At 60.0% G+C, this 17,128-nt stretch carries 18 protein-coding genes; 14 read left to right on the forward strand and 4 right to left on the reverse strand.

The window, feature by feature from the left end; all coding sequences use genetic code 11:
- Window positions 1–118 precede the first annotated feature (118 nt).
- Window positions 119–1,327 carry a XylR family transcriptional regulator gene (locus EOS_RS10610; RefSeq protein WP_047846581.1) on the forward strand — a complete coding sequence of 403 codons (1,209 nt, stop codon included), beginning with the start codon at window positions 119–121 and terminating at the stop codon, window positions 1,325–1,327.
- Window positions 1,328–1,339: 12 nt separating this feature from the next.
- Window positions 1,340–2,425, forward strand: coding sequence for an aldose epimerase family protein (locus EOS_RS10615; RefSeq protein ID WP_047846582.1), 1,086 nt, complete (start codon window positions 1,340–1,342; stop codon window positions 2,423–2,425).
- Between the two features lie 28 nt (window positions 2,426–2,453).
- Here the strand turns inward: EOS_RS10615 and EOS_RS10620 are convergent, their stop codons facing one another.
- Window positions 2,454–2,858 (reverse strand): cupredoxin domain-containing protein, encoded by a 405-nt coding sequence (locus EOS_RS10620; RefSeq protein WP_235442767.1) that lies wholly within the window; start codon window positions 2,856–2,858, stop codon window positions 2,454–2,456.
- Window positions 2,855–3,820 (reverse strand): metallophosphoesterase family protein, encoded by a 966-nt coding sequence (locus EOS_RS10625; RefSeq protein WP_047846583.1) that lies wholly within the window; start codon window positions 3,818–3,820, stop codon window positions 2,855–2,857. The genes EOS_RS10620 and EOS_RS10625 overlap by 4 nt, the downstream gene beginning before the upstream one ends.
- A 276-nt stretch (window positions 3,821–4,096) precedes the next feature.
- On the opposite strand from EOS_RS10625, the gene EOS_RS10630 reads away from it, so the two are divergent.
- From EOS_RS10630 to EOS_RS10645, 4 genes are all read left to right on the forward strand, one after another.
- Window positions 4,097–4,705 carry an RNA polymerase sigma factor gene (locus EOS_RS10630; protein WP_047846584.1) on the forward strand — a complete coding sequence of 203 codons (609 nt, stop codon included), beginning with the start codon at window positions 4,097–4,099 and terminating at the stop codon, window positions 4,703–4,705.
- Window positions 4,695–5,378: an anti-sigma factor family protein gene (locus EOS_RS10635; protein ID WP_047846585.1), complete on the forward strand. Its 684-nt coding sequence runs from the start codon at window positions 4,695–4,697 to the stop codon at window positions 5,376–5,378. The genes EOS_RS10630 and EOS_RS10635 overlap by 11 nt, the downstream gene beginning before the upstream one ends.
- A 508-nt stretch (window positions 5,379–5,886) precedes the next feature.
- Window positions 5,887–6,249 (forward strand): hypothetical protein, encoded by a 363-nt coding sequence (locus tag EOS_RS10640; protein WP_407639121.1) that lies wholly within the window; start codon window positions 5,887–5,889, stop codon window positions 6,247–6,249.
- A gap of 25 nt (window positions 6,250–6,274) precedes the next feature.
- Complete coding sequence (locus tag EOS_RS10645) at window positions 6,275–6,805, forward strand: YMGG-like glycine zipper-containing protein (protein WP_047846586.1); 531 nt, start codon at window positions 6,275–6,277, stop codon at window positions 6,803–6,805.
- 890 nt (window positions 6,806–7,695) lie between these two features.
- Here EOS_RS10645 and EOS_RS10650 read toward each other — a convergent pair.
- A complete protein-coding gene (locus EOS_RS10650; protein WP_082163302.1) occupies window positions 7,696–8,520 on the reverse strand; it encodes an IclR family transcriptional regulator in 825 nt (274 codons plus the stop codon).
- A gap of 163 nt (window positions 8,521–8,683) precedes the next feature.
- On the opposite strand from EOS_RS10650, the gene EOS_RS10655 reads away from it, so the two are divergent.
- From EOS_RS10655 to EOS_RS10675, 5 genes are all read left to right on the forward strand, one after another.
- Window positions 8,684–9,451, forward strand: a complete 768-nt coding sequence (locus tag EOS_RS10655) for an ABC transporter substrate-binding protein (protein ID WP_047846587.1) — start codon at window positions 8,684–8,686, stop codon at window positions 9,449–9,451.
- 31 nt (window positions 9,452–9,482) lie between these two features.
- The gene (locus tag EOS_RS10660; RefSeq protein ID WP_047846588.1) at window positions 9,483–10,139 is read left to right on the forward strand and encodes an amino acid ABC transporter permease; all 657 of its coding nucleotides are present in this window, start codon (window positions 9,483–9,485) and stop codon (window positions 10,137–10,139) included.
- Window positions 10,136–10,882: an amino acid ABC transporter ATP-binding protein gene (locus EOS_RS10665; RefSeq protein WP_047846589.1), complete on the forward strand. Its 747-nt coding sequence runs from the start codon at window positions 10,136–10,138 to the stop codon at window positions 10,880–10,882. The genes EOS_RS10660 and EOS_RS10665 overlap by 4 nt, the downstream gene beginning before the upstream one ends.
- 9 nt (window positions 10,883–10,891) lie before the next feature.
- Complete coding sequence (locus tag EOS_RS10670) at window positions 10,892–12,184, forward strand: NAD(P)/FAD-dependent oxidoreductase (RefSeq protein WP_047846590.1); 1,293 nt, start codon at window positions 10,892–10,894, stop codon at window positions 12,182–12,184.
- 183 nt (window positions 12,185–12,367) lie between these two features.
- Entirely contained in the window at window positions 12,368–12,838 is a 471-nt protein-coding gene (locus tag EOS_RS10675) for a hypothetical protein (protein ID WP_047846591.1), read from the forward strand.
- Window positions 12,839–12,947: 109 nt separating this feature from the next.
- Here EOS_RS10675 and EOS_RS10680 read toward each other — a convergent pair whose 3' ends face one another.
- Entirely contained in the window at window positions 12,948–14,480 is a 1,533-nt protein-coding gene (locus tag EOS_RS10680) for a GGDEF domain-containing protein (RefSeq protein WP_082163303.1), read from the reverse strand.
- Window positions 14,481–15,304: 824 nt separating this feature from the next.
- Here EOS_RS10680 and EOS_RS10685 point away from each other — a divergent pair.
- The 3 genes from EOS_RS10685 (at window position 15,305) to EOS_RS48010 (ending at window position 17,125) form a co-directional block, all read left to right on the forward strand.
- Complete coding sequence (locus EOS_RS10685) at window positions 15,305–15,529, forward strand: hypothetical protein (protein WP_047846593.1); 225 nt, start codon at window positions 15,305–15,307, stop codon at window positions 15,527–15,529.
- 418 nt (window positions 15,530–15,947) lie between these two features.
- A complete protein-coding gene (locus EOS_RS10690) occupies window positions 15,948–16,904 on the forward strand; it encodes a glycoside hydrolase family 71 protein (RefSeq protein WP_235442768.1) in 957 nt (318 codons plus the stop codon).
- Window positions 16,895–17,125, forward strand: coding sequence for a hypothetical protein (locus tag EOS_RS48010; RefSeq protein ID WP_235442769.1), 231 nt, complete (start codon window positions 16,895–16,897; stop codon window positions 17,123–17,125). The genes EOS_RS10690 and EOS_RS48010 overlap by 10 nt, the downstream gene beginning before the upstream one ends.
- Window positions 17,126–17,128 lie beyond the last annotated feature (3 nt).

A 17,128-nucleotide genomic window follows, 5' to 3' on the forward strand; every position in this document is an offset into this window, starting at 1 on the left:
ATAGCCGGGCCTAGAATCAGCAAACGCTAAAAACAGCCGCATACAACACGCGCATATTGCGCTGCAACGGAGACGACGGACCTATCGCGGCACTGCGGTATGGTTCGTCCGGAGCTCGATGACACGACCACAGACCGCTCAGACCTCGCACCGGATCGCGCTGCTGTTCAACGCGAACAAGGTGTATGACCGCGAGGTCATTACCGGCATCGGCAATTATCTGCTGTCCACGCGCGTGGCGTGGGATCTTTTCCTGGAAGAGGATTTTCGCTGCCGGCTGAACGGCATCGAACGATTTGAAGGCGACGGCATCATCGCGGATTTCGATGATCCGGCGGTGGCCGAAGCACTCGGAGATTCGCAGTTGCCTGTGGTCGCGGTGGGTTCGTCTTACGCGGACGCCGCTTGTTATCCGGCCAAGCTGCCTTATATAGCCACTGACAACGCCAAGCTGATGTCGCTTGCGTACACGCATCTGATCGGCGCGGGCTTGCAGCGTTTTGCGCTGTACAGCCTGCCGGAAGCACCGGAAAACCGCTGGGCGCAAGAACGTGAACTGGCATTCAAGGCGCTGCTCGCCGCCGATGGCCTCGACGCGGATATTCATCGCGGCTTGCCGACGAGCGCGCCGGTCTGGAGCCAGGCAAGCGCGCAACTGACCTCGTGGCTGGAGAGTTTGCCGAAGCCCGTTGGCGTGATCGCCGTGACCGATGCCCGCGCGCGTCATCTGCTGCAGGCGTGCCTCATCTCCGGCATTCCCGTGCCTGAGCAAGTAGCCATCATTGGCATAGACAACGATCCGCTGACGCGTTCACTCACCCGCATACCGCTTTCTTCGGTCATTCAAGGTACCGAAGAAATGGGCCGCACCGCGGCGCATTTGTTGCACCAGATGCTGGGCGGCGCGCGCTTTCACGGCAGACGCATTCTCGTGCCGCCGGTCGGCATCAACGTGCTCGAATCGACGCGCCATCAGCCTGTATCGAGTCCCTATGTCATGCGTGCCCGCCACTACATCCGGCAATATGGATGCCAGGGCATCAAGACAGAACAGGTGGCCGATTACGTCGGAGTATCGCGCTCGTCACTTGAGGATCATTTCCGCCGTGAACTCGGCTACACCGTGCATCAGGAAATCCTGAATCACAAACTCGATGTTGCAAAGCAGCTCCTGGCGCGTCACGACTTATCCAGCGCCGAAGTTGCTATCCGTTGCGGTTTCACGTCGCTGCAATACATGTACGCCGTGTTCCGCCGCGAGCTGGACTGCACGCCGCGCGAGTATCAGGAGCGCTTGCTCGTCGCGCCTTGCGCGCAACCCGGCTGATCCTCGCCCTCTATGTATCTCGCCGATATGCCCGCCATCGTCCGTCCAGGCTCTGCGCGCGTAAGTGTCGAACGCTGGGGCGAATTGCCCGGTGGCGATGTTGCGCGCCTGTTCACGCTACGCAACGTGCACGGCATGCGGGTGACAATCAGCGATCTCGGCGCAACGCTGGTCTCGTGGAATACCGCGGATCGCGCGGGACGTGTGGCCGATGTCCTGCTGGGTCACGACACACCGGCTGAATATTTCGCCGGCCACGCTTATCTGGGCGGTGTGATCGGACGCTGGGCAAACCGGATCGAGAACGCCCGCTTCGCGCTCGACAACGTGGCGTATTCACTCGATCGCAATGAGGGCGACAACTTGCTGCATGGCGGCGCGGCGGGATTTCACCGGGCGCTGTGGGATGCACAGGAAGTAGATGGCGGACTCGTCCTCACGCATGAATCGCCGGAAGGTGACGCGGGCTTCCCAGGCAACGTGTCAACCACATTACGCTACACGCTCGACGACGACGGCACGTTGACACTCGCCTATGAAGCCGTATCGGATGCACCTACGCCGCTCAACCTGACGAACCACGCGTGCTTCAACCTGTCCGGCGATGAAACCGCCGACATCCGCGGCCATGTTATTTCCATCGATGCCGACACCTTCTTCGAAGTCGACGCCGCCCTGATCCCCGAAGGCCGCGCGCAAGTCGCGGGCCATGCGTTCGACTTCCGCGCAAGTGCTCCGCTCGGTGCGCGACTCGACTGGCCGCACGATCAGCTCGCGCGTGCGGGCGGCTTCGATCATTGTTATGTAGTAGGGGAAAGCGGCAACGCGCTCAAACCCGTCGTGCGGCTCTACGACCCGGGCAGCGGCCGCGAGTTGACGATGGGCACGAGCACACCCGGCGTGCAGTTCTATACCGGTAATCATCTCGATGGCATCGTGGGACGGCATGGACGGCGCTACGGCAAACACGCCGGCCTGTGTCTCCAGGCCGGCGCGTTTCCGAATCAGGTCAACATGGCGGACGCCGGAAGCGTGATCGTGCGCCCCGGCGAGCCGTATCGGCAGGTCACCTGGTATCGCCTGGGCCTACAGCAATAACGTGTTGTTGCGCCGTCCGCCAGCCCATCTATTTCACGACGATGGTTCCTGTCATATGCGGATGAATCGAGCAGAAATACTTATACGTGCCGGGCTTCGAGAACGTCTGTGAAAAGTGCTCCCCGGAATCGATCGGCGCTGATTTAAATTCGCGCGGCGTTGCGTCGTTGACGATGGTATGAGGCATATCGTCATGGTTCTCCCAGGTCACGGTCGAACCCGAGGCAACGGACAACTGAGCAGGACTAAAGGAAAAGTTGTCGATCACTATGGTGGTAGCCGGCTTCGTGTCGGCCGCGAATGCGGGTGCAGCGGCTAGCGCCGTTGCCAGCCACATTGCGGCCACGGTCTTGGCCATTGTCCTGGCCACTAAAGCACGCCCAAGATCAGGCATTGTCATCATCGCTCTCCGCTTGTTTGGATGGCTGCTCATACGCTGAGCCGGGTGTCGACTACTGCGAGCTGGCCCTTACCCGGGACATAGTTGACCGAACGCACGCCAAGCATTTTGCGCAGCTGGTCGGCGGGGACTTTCATCGGACCGGGACCCGCTGCCGTGCCGGGCGCCGGCTGCGGAAAGGCCGTTGACAGCGCGGAGTAGAAACTGATTTCACCTTCAACCTTTTGCGCGACCTGATGCACGTGGCCGTTGAGCACCGTGACGGAACCGAAGCGCTTCATCAAAGTCAGGGCACGGGCGCTGTCGTCGGTGCCCCACCCCCACTGCGGATACAGCGACCAGAGCGGGATGTGCGCGAACACCACAATTGGCGTGCTGCTCGTGCGTGCGTGCAGATCCTGTTGCAACCAGGCGAGTTGTTCGTCGCCGAGAAAACCCAGGCCACCGCCTCGCAGGTCCAGCACATTGGTCAGGCCGATAAAATGAACGCCGCTTTGATCAAAGCTGTACCACTTGGGGGCGGACGGTTTTGAAAAGCGCTCGAAATACGAATTGCCGTCGTCGACCAGAACATCGTGTTCGCCCGGGACGTAGTGCACGTCGAGCCCCGTGCTCTGGATGATCTGCGTGGCGGTGTCGAACTGGTCCGGCTTCGACAAATGGCTGATGTCGCCGGTATGAATAATGAACTTGGGCTTTTCCGAGCTCGTGCGAATCTTGTCGACGGCTTCCTGCAGCGTGCTCGCGGGGTCGAGGTTCGGGTCCTTGCTGAAGCCGATATGACTGTCGCTGATCTGCACGAAACTGAACGCGTGACGGTCCACTTCGGCGGCCTGCGCGGTTCCGCCAATCAGCTTGGACCCGGGTACGCCGCCGTTCAGGGTCCAGAGCATGCCGGCGCCGGCCCACGCCATGCAAGTCAGTGCGGTGCGCCGTCTGGCACCATGTTCGGTGAGTGGTTCGGGCGGGACAGCGCTTGTGTCGAGGTCGGGCATGAATGGCTCCTGGTAAATGGGCATGGGCAATGCGCATTGGGCGTACGTTGCCCATGTCCATCTAACTCAGCAGCCTGCAGTTTTATTCCCGCTAAATTTTTTTGTTAAAACCGCATAATTGGGAACAAAGCGGGAATAAAGCCGGAAGCTCACCAGTAAGTACAGTTGAGAGCCGGCGGGTTTGATTGCGAACCGACCGGCACCCGTAATGCGCGTTGGCGCATGGCGCACGTTAGGCACGGTCCGAGGCAACACCGGTTGCCAGGGAGAATACTGATGGCGAAGCGCTCGCCGGTTCGTTTCGATGAGGTGATGCTGCCGCATCTGGACGCGGCGTATAACCTTGCTCGCTGGTTGAGCGGCAGTCCCACGGACGCCGATGACGTCGTGCAGGAAGCCTTCCTGAGAGCCTTTCGTTTCTTCGATGGCTACCAGGGCGACAATCCACGCGCATGGCTGCTGGCGATCGTGCGCAACACCTGGTTCACCGAATGGCGCAGGCAGCGTCACCGCGCGGATGCCACGCCGTACGACGACTCGCTCAATGTCGACGAGCAGCTTCCCGGCTGGGCCGATGAAAGCGGCGACGATCCGGAAAAGCTGGCGGTCCGCCAGGACGAGACCGAACTCGTGCATCGGGCGCTGGCTACGTTGCCTGTCGAGTTTCGCGAGGTGATCGTGTTGCGTGAGCTGGAAGATATGAGCTACAAGGACGTAGCAGCGGTCGCGGGCATACCGCTCGGCACGGTCATGTCGCGGCTATCGCGTGCTCGCCGTTTGTTATGTACGGCCGTGCGGGCGGCCCAGGGCGGGTCGGAACTACCGGCCATTCGCCTGATCAAGACACCACCCGCCGGTCCGGAGGAGTCCAAGCGTGGAAACTAAACCTAACTCATCGCTCGCCGACAAGCTGCGCGACGGTTCGCTTTACGAACGGGCGCCGGCATCCTTGCGTGCGCAGGTGCAAGCCCGGCTGAAGGCAGAAACAGCCAGGAAAAATCCGTCGCCGTGGAACTGGTCGTGGCGCATGGCCGGCCTGCCGTTCGTTGGCGGTGGAATAGCGGGGATCGCTTTGTGTTCGGCGGTATTCATGACGCTGCTCTGGACGCAACAGCCGCCCCGTGGCGGCGATCTGCAGCAGGAGATCGTGTCGAGTCATGTGCGGGCGCTGATGTCGGCGCGCACGATGGATGTGCTGTCGAGCGACCAGCATACGGTGAAGCCGTGGTTCAACGGCCGCATTGACTATGCGCCGCCGGTGGTCGACCCTCAGGCGCAAGGGTTTCCGCTGGTCGGTGGCCGGCTCGATTATGTGGATCATCGTCCGGTTGCTGTCATGATCTACCGGTATCAGAAACACCCGATCGACTTGTACGTGTTCCCCGATGATCACGGCAAGACCGCGTCAATATCGACACCTTTGATTACCCAATCCGACGATGGTTATTCGCTCGTCGAGTGGCATCAGGACGGCATGACTTACTGGGCCATCAGTGATGCGTCGCCGGTCTACATCAAGCGATTCGCCGACGCGATCCGAGCCGGTACACGGCAATAGGATGGTCCGCGTGGCTTGACACCGGTGGTCCGCGTTTCAAGCGTTCGCGGACCGCTCGGTGCACATCTTCATGATCTGGCCGTCGCCCTCGCCACTTGTTTCGTGCGCCGTCGAGCGAAGGCTTCTTCCTCTCACGAACGGCCTCATGCGGAAGGACGCTCCACGCCCGGGAGCGTTGGGCGAACCATGCTTTTCGACCATCAGGACGATGCCACCGGATTGCCTCCGGCAAGTTACGGCATGCGTTTCCAAAACCCCTCAGTATGACCTGCGATTCTTTCGAAGGCTGGTTGTAAAACACCTTACTTACGACTGCCCAATCCCGTTTATATGCGGTGTCAAAGTTTCCTCTGTAACGATTGGAAAAATGGCGCGTAACGTCTGTAATGGCACTTCGTGGTCAACTGAATTAGCGTTAAGTTGTGCTGGTTAAGCGCGTCGGACAGCGGGAGGGGTCCGTAATCTGCTTACAGAAAATTACTCTTCAAACCAGGTTGGGAGAAACGTCGTGAAACGCCTGAATCCTTGGCTACCGCTGGCGGCGGTGGCAGTTGCTGCGGCCTGCGTTTGCGGACCCGCGAATGCTGCACGCGTCGGTGTTTATTTTGGGGTGGGCGCGCCTTACTACTATCCGGTCGCGCCTGTTCCGTATTACTACCCTTACCCGCCGGTGGTGGCCGTGCCGGCGCCGCCGCCCGTCGACTACGTCGAACAAGGACAAGCACAGGACCAAGGGCCATCGGTCGATGCATCCGGACAGCCGGGCGGTTCCTGGTACTACTGCGAGGCATCGAAAGCGTATTACCCGTATGTGAAGGACTGTCCGGCTGGTTGGCGTGCCGTGGCGCCCCGGCCTGGCAACTCTCAGTAATCATTGAACGGAAGATCACAGCGTTATGAAGTATTCAAGACTTGCATTACTCGTTTCGATGGGGGTGTCGCTGGGCATTCTTGGCGGATGCGCCGTGGTGCCGACGGGGCCGAGCGTGATGGCCCTTCCTGGCACAGGAAAGAGCTTTGATCAGTTCCGTGCGGACGACGGTTCGTGCCGCCAGTTTGCGTTTGGTCAGGTGGGTGGGGTGACGACCAATCAGGCTGCGACTAATAGCGCGGTGGGCAGCGCTGTGGTCGGCACGGCGTTGGGCGCCGCGGCGGGTGCGGCGTTCAACGGTGGGTCGGGTGCCGCCGTGGGTGCCGGTGTCGGGTTGCTGGCTGGGAGTGCGTTTGGTGCGACTGCCGCGCAGGGTTCGGCTTATGACGTTCAGCGCCGCTATGACTACGCGTATCTGCAGTGCATGTATGCGAATGGCAATCGCGTGCCGGTGCGGGGGCGGATGATGACCACGGCACCGGGGGGTTATGCGACGCAGCCGGCGCCACCGCCACCGCCGCCGGGGATGCCGCCGCCTCCGCCGGTGGGGTATTGAATGGTCGCTCGCGCCGGTGGACGGTTTTTTGGGCTGCCGGGGCGGGTGGGTGGGGGCTTGTGCCGGGGTGGGGGTTTTGGGGTTAGTGGTCGGGGGTTGGTGCCGGGTTGCTGCTTTCTGCGTCTGCGGTCGTTATATGTTAGTTATTCTATTTATCACTATTAGCCACTGTGCGTGGCGGCACGTCATTTCTTTGCAAATGCGCAAAGAAACGAAGCAAAGAAACGCGTTCCAACAATCGGCAAGTTAGTGTCCCTAGCGTGCAGGCTAGAAGTTTTTGGCACCTGATAGCACGGTGCTCGCCAGACTGGAGGATGTGTGAACCCCTCCTTCTCGCGAATCCTGACACGAACACGCTTCGCCCCCAACGCTCTCGGGCAAGCACCGTCACCCACGGACCATGACGGCCTGACGTGTGCTGGTTGCCGCATTTCGTGGTGGGTTGGCTACGTGGACTGCAAGGTTATTTCTTGAGGGGGTTGTACGCGGATAGCGCGGGGTGAACCGTGGGCAGGTTCAGTCACTGGTGGCGAAGCGTGTGGGTATCCGTGTTCGGAGAGGTCGGGCTTCAAACATCGGTGATGTCTGGCGAGCACCGTGCTATCAGGTGCCAGAAACTTCTAGCCTGCACGCTAGGGACACTAACTTGCCGATGGTTTGAAAGCGCTTTCTTTGCGTCGTTTCTTTGTCGCTTTGGACAAAGAAACGACGCGTCGCCACGCGCAGTGGCTAACAGTGATAAATAGAATAACTAACATATAACAACCGCTGGACTGGAAAGCAGCAACCCAGCATCAAACCAAGACCGCTAACCCCGAAACCCAGCATCAACCCAGCCCACCCACCCCGGCAGCCCCCAAAAAACCGTCCACCGGTGCGAACAAAAAAACCTACCCGAGTGTGCGGATCGAATTACTAATCCCGCGCGCGCAATCAATCACCGCCGGTGCCAGCCGCTGCTCCGCTTCAGCAAGCGTCCACCTGCTCGTAGGCGCAACCACATGCACCGACGCAACCGGCCGCCTCTCCCCATCAACCACGGCCGCTGCAATCGTCATATCGCCGATAAACAACTCCTCCCGATTCGACGCATAACCACTAAGCCGCCCCTGCGCCAGCCGCGCCTCGATCTCGCCAAGATCCGTCACCGTGTACTGCGTATGCACAACCCGCTCACTCCCCTCAAGCAGCAAACGCGACTCGTCCTCCGGCAGCGCCGCAAGATACGCCCGCCCCGAAGCCGTGCAATACATCGGAATGCGACTGCCAATCGGCATGTGGATCGGCAAGAACTTCGTGCAGACAAACCGCGCGACATAAACCATATCGACACCATCCGGCTCCGTCAGGTTGGTCGTCTCCCCCGTCACATTCGTAAGCTCGGATAGAAACGGATTGGCAACGTCGATCAACGTGTCCGCCGCCAAGTAATTAAAGCCAATCTGCATCGCCTTCAACGCAAGCTGATAACGCTTCGTGCGCGGATGTTTCTTCACATACCCCAGCTTTTCCAGCGTGTAGATCATGCGCTGCGCAGAACTCTTGGTGATCGATGTCGCCTCCGCCACCTCCGGAAGCGTCATCGTTCGCCGCTGCGCACTGAACGCACGCAACACCGCAATGCCCTTCTCCAGCGACTGGTTAAACAGCGCATCCGGTGCGTCGTCAGCTGCGGAAGGCACGTCAATCTGAAGGTCCAGCTTGTTTCGGCTCATGGATTTACCCAATTGTTTGGCCCAAGGCCCAGGTTCATCCTGCAACACTACCATATCGAATATCGATACACATATTTCGATTGACGATTTTTTTGTCTCGAATAAGATGATCCAAACATCATTTATCGATTTTCTTCGATCCTTCCCATCAGTGGAGAGTCACATGTTCCAGTTCGTCAAACGCTTCGCCTCTGTCTTTGCAACCGGATTACTGCTCGCGGGCGTGCCAGCGTGGTCGCCCGCCGCCACTCCCACTTATACGGTCGGCTCGACCGCCACCGGCGTGCCGTTCACGTTCCTCGACGTCAAGACCAACTCGATCCAGGGCCTGCTGGTCGATGCCATCACCGCAACCGGCAAGGCAGCAGGCTTCGACGTCGATGTCCAACAAACCACGTTTTCCTCACTGATTCCGTCGCTCACTACAAAGAAGATCGACATCATCTCGGCCGCCATGCTGAAGACGCCGGCACGCCAGCAGGTCGTCGACTTCTCGGACACGGTTTATTCGTACGGCGAAGGCCTCATCGTGCGCGCCGACGACACCGGCAAATACCCGTCGATGGACGCGCTCAAGGGCGAAGTGGTCGGCGCCCAGGTCGGTACGGCGTTCGTTGACGCGCTGAACAAGAAAGGCATCTTCAAAGAGGTACGCACCTACGATTCAGTCGCCGACATCATGCGCGACGTCGCACTCGGGCGCATCAAGGCGGGCTTCGGCGACCATCCGATCATTGCTTACCAGCTTCAGCACAACCCGAATCCGCAGCTGCGCCTGGTCGCCGAATACCAGCCGGAAGTGAAAGGCCAGTTGTGCTTCGTTGTACGCAAGGGCGATACGGCCACGCTCGACCAGTTGAATGCGGGCATCAAGAAGATCAAGACCGACGGCACCCTGATGCAGATCATCAAGAAATGGCAGGTGGAATAAAGACAGCCTCGGCATAGAGAGGACCGAAGCCATGTTCTTCCAGAACGCCATCGACTTCCTGCCGATCCTGCTGAAAGGCGCGGTCGTCACGATCGAGATCACCTTCTGCTCGTTCATCCTGAGCACGCTGCTCGGACTGCTGCTGGCGCTGATGCGCGTGTCGTCGAACAAGCTTGCCTCGCACGCCGCCGCAACGTTCATCAACGTGATTCGCGGACTGCCGATCATCGTCCAGCTTTTTTATATCTACTTCGTGCTGCCCGATCTCGGCGTGCGGCTGTCCGCGTTTCAAGCGGGTTTTATCGGGCTGGGCATCGCGTATTCCGTGTACCAGGCCGAAAATTTTCGCGCGGGCATCCAGGCAATCGATCATGGGCAAATAGAAGCGGCGCAGTCCATTGGCATGCGCGGCGGACTGATCATGCAGCGCGTGGTGTTGCCGCAGGCGTTCAAGATTGCACTGCCGCCCTATGGCAACACGCTCGTGATGATGTTGAAAGACTCCTCGCTCGCATCCACCATCACGGTCGCTGAAATGACGCGTGCGGGGCAGTTGATTGCATCGTCGACGTTCCAGAACATGACTGTATTTACGCTGGTTGCGTTGCTTTATCTCGGGCTCAGCCTGCCACTCGTGTATGGCTTGCGTCGTCTGGAACGCCGTCTCGGTCTTAAGGGGAAACGATGATCAGGGTCGAGTCGATTCATAAACGCTTCCACGATCAGGAAGTGTTGAAGGGCGTCAGCCTCAACGTGGAAGCAGGCCAGGTCGTCTGCCTGATCGGCCCCTCGGGATCGGGTAAATCGACGCTCCTGCGCTGCATCAACGGCCTGGAAACGCATGACGCCGGCACGATCACGGTGGACGGCCTCGCAGTCGACGCCCGCTCGAAGCACATCCATGAACTGCGCATGCAGGTCGGCATGGTGTTCCAGCGCTTCAACCTGTTTCCGCATCGCACCGCGCTGGAGAATGTCTGCGAAGGCCCGGTGTTCGTGAAAAAGGAAGGCCGTGCACAGGCCCGGGAAAAGGCGCGGCATCTGCTCGATAAAGTCGGGCTCGCGCATCGAATAGATGCTTACCCGTCGGAATTGTCGGGCGGTCAGCAGCAACGCGTGGCGATCGCCCGCGCACTGGCCATGGAGCCCAAAGCCATCTTGTTCGACGAGCCCACGTCGGCGCTCGACCCCGAACTCGTTGGCGAAGTATTGAACGTCATGCGCCAACTCGCGTACGACGGCATGACGATGATCGTCGTCACGCACGAAATGAGTTTTGCGCGCGAAGTGGCGGACCGGGTGTGTTTTCTCTACGACGGCACGATCTGCGAGGAAGGCGCCGCAGCCGATCTGCTCGAACGTCCGCAACATCCCCGCACGCGCGATTTCCTGCGCAGGGTGCTCACCTCCTCCGACGCGCCTTCGACCTGAATACCCAACATGAGCCTTGTTGAAGTTGCACGACCGTTGCCGCCCTCCCTCTGGGCTGCGACTGCGGAACCGGCCGTCGATACCCCGCCACTCGACGCCTCCGTTAAAACCGATGTGCTGATTGTCGGTGCGGGTTATACCGGCCTCTCGAGCGCATTGCATCTTGCCGCGCACGGCGTGAAGGTCTGCGTGATCGATGCGAACGAACCGGGCTGGGGCGCGTCCGGTCGCAACGGCGGCCAGGTAATTCCAGGGCTTAAGTACGATCCCGACGAACTGATCCGTCGTTATGGTCCGCGCGATGGCGAAACCCTCGCGCAGATCGCGGGCAATGCCGCGGACACCGTCTTCGATCTCATCGAACGTCACCATATCCAATGCGACGCCACACGCAATGGCTGGATTCAACCCACGCATTCGAACAAGCTGCTCGGCACGCTTCACGCCCGCGCACGGCAGTGGGAAGCGCGTGGTGCGCCGGTCGAGTTGCTCGACCGCTCGCAGGTATCGAAGCGGCTTGGTACCGCGGCTTTCGTGGGCGGCTGGATCGACAAACGTGCCGGCAGCGTGCAGCCCTTGAGTTATGCGCGGGGTCTGGCGCGCGCGGCCAAGGCTGCGGGCGTCGCGATTCATGGTGCGACACGCGCGGCTGCGCTCGAACGTGGCCCCTCAGGATGGCGCGTGCGATGTGCGGGCGGTAATGTCGTCGATGCAAAACAAGTGCTGCTCGCGACCAACGGTTATACCGATGCACTCTGGCCTGGCCTCGCGCAATCGGTGATCGCGGCGAACAGTTTTATCGTCGCGACGCGGCCGTTACCCGCTGATATAAATGCAACGATCCTGCCCGGACGCGAAGTGGCCTCGGATTCGCGGCGACTGTTGCTGTATTTCCGCAAGGACGCCGCGGGCCGCTTGCTTATGGGCGGTCGCGGTCCTTTCAGTGATCCACGCAGCGCGACCGATTGGGCGCATCTCGAACGCGCGGCGCGATTGATGTATCCGCAACTCGAAGGCATCGAATATGAATACCGATGGGCCGGACGCATCGCGATTACGCGGGATTTCCTGCCGCATGTGCACACACCCGCTGAAGGTTTGACGATCGCGCTGGGTTACAACGGACGCGGTATCGCGATGGCAACGACGCTGGGAAAACATCTGGCGGCGTTCATGAGCGGCGCGGCGCAGGGACTGCCGGTGCCGCCCACATCGATCAAACCAATTCCCTTTCACGCGCTGCAGCGCGTCTATATCAGCGCGGGCGTGGCGTGGTATGGCTTGCTCGATGCGCTTTCCTGACAAGGCTCAAGAATCACTGGAAAGACCGCGCCGGCCTCCGAAAAAAGACACCCGGGAACCAAAGAAGCGTAGATTTCATTGGATAGGTTCCGGCCTGTTGCGTGGTCATGTGACCGATGTGACTTATGTGACTTACGCAACCGGTCACCGTTGAAGTCGGACAGTCGTACAGGAGGAGCAGCCATGAACACAAAACAAAGTAAAAAGGGACATCTCGAAGCAGCAGCATCGCATCACGAGCAGGCAGCAAAATTTCATCGCGAAGCGTCACATCATTTCGACGCAGGCAAGGATTACGACCACGCAGCACATCAGGCGATCCTGGCGCACGGTCACGCGCTGCATGCTATCGACGAGGCCAACAACGCCGTCAAGCACAACGCCGGCGCGTCGACGGTATTGCCGCCACCAACGGGTTCCGCGGACAGCACGACCGCAGCGCAGCATCACGCGACTGCCGCAGAGCTCCACGGGCAGGCAGCGCAGCATCTGCGTCACGCAGCAAAACACTTCGATGAAGACCGTAGCGCGGTCGCTCACGACACCCAGCTAGCGTTTTCCCTTGCATTGCGCGCGCTTTCTCACAGCAACGAGGCGGCCAGGCAGCATGTCACGTCGACACGCGATAAGAGTACGGTGACCGGCGCGGCGTAAGGGAAGGAATGCGGCTGGACAGACGGTGCCGGTATCGAGGCGAGGCGTGCCCTCATCGCCTCGACCTCTTCTAGCGGAGCACGAAGCGCTCGGCGCTTGGAAACACAACTCAGGTCGTCACGGCCGCGTCGCCACACGGCTCGGCCGCGCTCGTTTGATTTCTGCCGGATGCTTTCGCCCGATACACGGCCTGATCCGCCACCTTGATCAGCGCGAGCGCGTCGGCCACCTCCTCGGTGTCCGTACAGGCCACGCCGATGCTCACCGTGATGACACCGTGTTCGCTCTCGGTGTGTTCGATAGCCAGCGCGCGGACAGCCGAATGAATATTGGCGGCAACAACCGCAGCACCCGCACCGTCCGTCTCCGGCAGCACCACGACAAACTCCTCGCCCCCGAACCGGGCCGCTATGTCACCCTGCCGCTGACTGTTTCGCGCGATCGCCTGTGCAACGGCGGTCAACGCGTCGTCACCTGCCTGATGACCGTACGTGTCGTTGTAATTCTTGAACCGGTCGATATCTACGAACAGCAGCGCCAACGGTTTTCCCGAGCGTTTCGAGCGGAGCCATTCGAGCATGAGACGATCGTCGAGACTACGACGGTTGGTTAGTCCCGTGAGGCCATCAATACGCGTCATGTTGCGCAAATGTTCCTCCACTTCCAGCCTGTGCCGGAACTCCACGGAGAGAAGCTGTGCGGCAAACAGAAGGCCGACGATCAACAGCGCGGTCACAATGCCGATATACCACGCCCGGCTCGTCCAGTCCGCGAAGACGTAACGACTCGACGGCGCAATGATGACAATCATTTTCAGCTTTTCGAATTCGCGGAAGTTATAGAGCCGCTCCTGACCGTCCCGGCCCGATGTACCGAAGAACGACGTCTCATGAGTTCTTCTGAATCGCTCAAAGTTTTTCCGTCCCGTGAAATCCTCGTCGACCTGGGTTTCATCATTCGGATAACGTAGGATCACGTGTCCGTCGTCCTGCAGGAGCGTGATGGCGCCGCCCGGACCGAGCCGGACACCTGACAGCAGGTTTTTGAAGTAGTCGAGCCGGAAAGCTGCCACCACAACGCCCGCGAACGAGCCGTCAGGATGATTCACCCGCCGGCTGAACATAAGGTCGACTTCGTTGGGATTGAGGCGCGAGCGCAATGGACGGCTGATGAACAGCCCCAGGTTCGGGTTGTCGCGATGAACCGTGAACCACAATCTATCCGCGAGATCGACGCTGCGTGGAACTGCGCTTGTAGAGTCGACAATGATCTTGCCGCGTGAATCAAGGCACAACAACGAGCCTATGTACTGGCTGGCGGTAGCGGACCGGTCGAACAGAAGCTCTTTACGCAGGTGTTCCGGTAACCGCATGACATCTGCGTCTTGTGCACCGTCCACGGCTGCTTGAATCGAAAGGTCCGTCAGTTCGGCGGTGTAAGTGATGTCATGCTCAATGACGCGTGCGAGGTTGTCCGCATTCTCGATAGCGCGAGCGGTCGCATCCTGCCGCGCCTGCACCAGAACCGCCAGGGCGAATCCGAGCACGATCACCGAGAAAGCAATGCTGCCTACACCGATTGCATTCGGATGGCGCGCCAAAGCCGCTCTTAGCCGAAAGAAAATAGTCGGTTTTATTAACATTCGAAGGCTTCCAACGCTCGCGCGCTATTGTCTGGCGCTTGGCCGACCTCAGCCGGACCGCGCCTATTCGCACTTCGCCGATCGACCCTTTCGCGTGCAGGAAACGGCTCCACTCAGCCGCAATCACTCACACAATCACCTATCGCCTGGCTCGCGCGTCCGACCTTTCGATTTGCTTAATTTCCCGCGTTTCTTCAGTGTGCACCCTGCCGCTCATTCGTCATGCAATTATTTTATGCGCTCCGGGCTGAACGCGCGAAGATCTTCTTGCTCACACGCGCATGGTCGCCAAGTCTGTCAGTGCAATGCCACCAAGACGCCGATCGCACGGCGAAACGCCAGATGCGAAAAGTCGTTCCGCACAGTGCCAAAACGGTTTTTTCAGGGACTGCTTAATGCGGATACCTGACCGCTCATCGAGAGACCCGGACGCACGTTAAGTCCCGTCATTGCGATCGCAATGTTGGTGTTTTGTAATCTGAAAAATCCTTACCGCAGCTTCATTGTTCAAGCCGTATTCAGGACTCCGGTCTGCAGACAGCGCCCAAGCGCGCAACGTTTTCCCGTCTGTTTTCATCGAATCGTTGTTATGCGGCGTAACGCATGTAAGCAGCCTTGCAACGTATTTGCGGCGGGCACGGCCTACACTGATCATGCGTCTTCTCCCAGACGCAGTTGTGAGTGATGCAAGTGACTGCAGCTTGGCCCGCCCTCAGGGGTGGGCCATTTTTTCTTCACCCTCTATGAGTCCGGGTAGGCGAACGCAGCTTGCTCGCTATGGCGCCTGACCGAGATCGTTCCAACTGAAGACATAGGCCTGACTAATGAATCGCATCCTGATCGTGCCGGGCGTCGCATGCCTGTTATTCGTTTCCTCAACTTACGCGCAGTCGAGCCAGGACGCGGCCAACTCGGCTATCGCACAGAACTTCCAGTACATCAATCATCCGCCCGCGCCGCCCGTTCAAGCCAGCGCTCCAGCCGCTACGGGAAAAGCGCGTGGGCATCGGCGCCAGCAAAGCTCGACAGATACCGACCAGACTCAGTAGCCACGCGTTATGCGAGGCGTTCCGGGGTTTCTCTGATCGGCAGCAAAACGGTCACTAATCCTTTGGATTGCTAACGCTTGTGTACCATGCGCTTCGCACTCGCGTTCACGATCGCGTGTGTGGTTTCGGCGAATCGTTCATGTGCCTAACCCGCACATGCAGATCCTCGCGATGCGGCTACTATCGGGGCAGATACTTTTTGAGCTGCCCTCTATGACATCAAGTCCGATTCCGGGACGCCGCCGCTTCATGCTTGCCTGCTTGTCGTTGTCGTGCACAGTACCTCTCGGCGCAAGCGCCGCAATACCGCCGCTTGCTGCGGACAGTACACGCAAACATGTCTTTGCTCACTACATGGTGGCCTGGCCTCGCGGTGGACCACAGGCAACCGTCGCGTCATATCAGGCGGAATTCCGCGATGCGCACGCGCGGCATCGACGGCTTCGCACTCAATTGCGGTGGCTGGGATGCCAGTGAGCCGCACTATAAAAGGCGTGTGCTGCGCCTGTACGATGCGGCCGCGAGTCTCGACTTCGACTTCAAACTATTCGTGTCCGCCGACGGCCGGGCGCCGGACGAGCTCAAGGATATCGTCGCAACCACGCGCGGTCTCAAAGCGCAATTGCGTGTAGATGGCAAGCCGGTACTGTCCGCCTATGCCGCAGGCGGCAAAGGTTTCACCGATAGCACCGCGCTCGCGAGCGAAGCCGAGAGCCTGGGTGCGTTCTTCGTGCCTCACTTTTTTCTCGCCACGGGCGAGCGCCAGATCTCTGCGCGCGAAGCCGCTCAGGTCGCGCAACGTCTTGGCAGTGCGAACCGTTATTTCTACTTCGGCGCGGCGGGTGCGCCGGACCTGATCGCGAAATCCACCGAAGCGCTCAGCGCGGAACTCAAGACCCGCGGCAAAGTATTCATGGCGCCGGTCACGCCGTATTATCGCGGGCTGCCGGCGGGCACCAACTATCGCGCGTTCGAAACCAGCGGGTTTTCCGGCATGGCGACCGAGTGGGAAGCCGCAATCGCATCCGGCGCCACGTGGGTGCAGATCGTGACCTGGAATGACTGGGCCGAGTCCACGTATGTTGCGCCAATCGAGCCGGTCGCGCCCATCGGCGGCACAGGCCGGGCTCATGTCTATGACGACCGCTTCGGCGATCTGCTCTCGCATACCGCGTATCTCGACGCGAGCGAGTACTACATCCAATGGTTCAAGTCGGGTAGCAAGCCTGCAATCACGCGGGACCGGCTATTCTATTTTTATCGGCTGAATCCGCTCGGGCGGGAGCGTCGGCTTGGGCTAGGCGCACACGATGCCAGCACCCCGCCGCACGCTCAGGAACCCCTGTCGTCGCAGATCCATGTACAGTGTTCCTGACGGCGCCGGCCGTGCTTGTGGTGACGTTGGCGGTCTCGGCCATGCGCTTCGACGTGCCCGCGGGTGTGACGCATGTCAGTTCGAATGCGCGGGCTGGCACGCCTCGTTTCGTGCTGCAACGGCACGGCGAAACCATCATCGACAAGGCCGGCGAACAAGCCATCACCGACGACGACTTCTCCGGCGCATACAACTACTTTTCTGGCAGCGCGGATGCGTAGCGA

Origin of the sequence: Caballeronia mineralivorans PML1(12), assembly GCF_001028175.1 — a bacterium.
GTDB lineage: Bacteria > Pseudomonadota > Gammaproteobacteria > Burkholderiales > Burkholderiaceae > Caballeronia > Caballeronia mineralivorans.

What these genes read in the sequence shown, in the direction of transcription:
- EOS_RS10610 (WP_047846581.1), top strand. Translation starts at nt 119, where the DNA reads ATGACACGACCACAGACCGCTCAGACCTCGCACCGGATCGCGCTGCTG.
- EOS_RS10615 (WP_047846582.1), top strand. Translation starts at nt 1,340, where the DNA reads ATGTATCTCGCCGATATGCCCGCCATCGTCCGTCCAGGCTCTGCGCGC.
- EOS_RS10620 (WP_235442767.1), bottom strand. Translation starts at nt 2,858, where the DNA reads ATGAGCAGCCATCCAAACAAGCGGAGAGCGATGATGACAATGCCTGAT.
- EOS_RS10625 (WP_047846583.1), bottom strand. Translation starts at nt 3,820, where the DNA reads ATGCCCGACCTCGACACAAGCGCTGTCCCGCCCGAACCACTCACCGAA.
- EOS_RS10630 (WP_047846584.1), top strand. Translation starts at nt 4,097, where the DNA reads ATGGCGAAGCGCTCGCCGGTTCGTTTCGATGAGGTGATGCTGCCGCAT.
- EOS_RS10645 (WP_047846586.1), top strand. Translation starts at nt 6,275, where the DNA reads ATGAAGTATTCAAGACTTGCATTACTCGTTTCGATGGGGGTGTCGCTG.
- EOS_RS10650 (WP_082163302.1), bottom strand. Translation starts at nt 8,520, where the DNA reads ATGAGCCGAAACAAGCTGGACCTTCAGATTGACGTGCCTTCCGCAGCT.
- EOS_RS10655 (WP_047846587.1), top strand. Translation starts at nt 8,684, where the DNA reads ATGTTCCAGTTCGTCAAACGCTTCGCCTCTGTCTTTGCAACCGGATTA.
- EOS_RS10660 (WP_047846588.1), top strand. Translation starts at nt 9,483, where the DNA reads ATGTTCTTCCAGAACGCCATCGACTTCCTGCCGATCCTGCTGAAAGGC.
- EOS_RS10665 (WP_047846589.1), top strand. Translation starts at nt 10,136, where the DNA reads ATGATCAGGGTCGAGTCGATTCATAAACGCTTCCACGATCAGGAAGTG.
- EOS_RS10670 (WP_047846590.1), top strand. Translation starts at nt 10,892, where the DNA reads ATGAGCCTTGTTGAAGTTGCACGACCGTTGCCGCCCTCCCTCTGGGCT.
- EOS_RS10675 (WP_047846591.1), top strand. Translation starts at nt 12,368, where the DNA reads ATGAACACAAAACAAAGTAAAAAGGGACATCTCGAAGCAGCAGCATCG.
- EOS_RS10680 (WP_082163303.1), bottom strand. Translation starts at nt 14,480, where the DNA reads ATGTTAATAAAACCGACTATTTTCTTTCGGCTAAGAGCGGCTTTGGCG.
- EOS_RS10685 (WP_047846593.1), top strand. Translation starts at nt 15,305, where the DNA reads ATGAATCGCATCCTGATCGTGCCGGGCGTCGCATGCCTGTTATTCGTT.
- EOS_RS10690 (WP_235442768.1), top strand. Translation starts at nt 15,948, where the DNA reads ATGCGCACGCGCGGCATCGACGGCTTCGCACTCAATTGCGGTGGCTGG.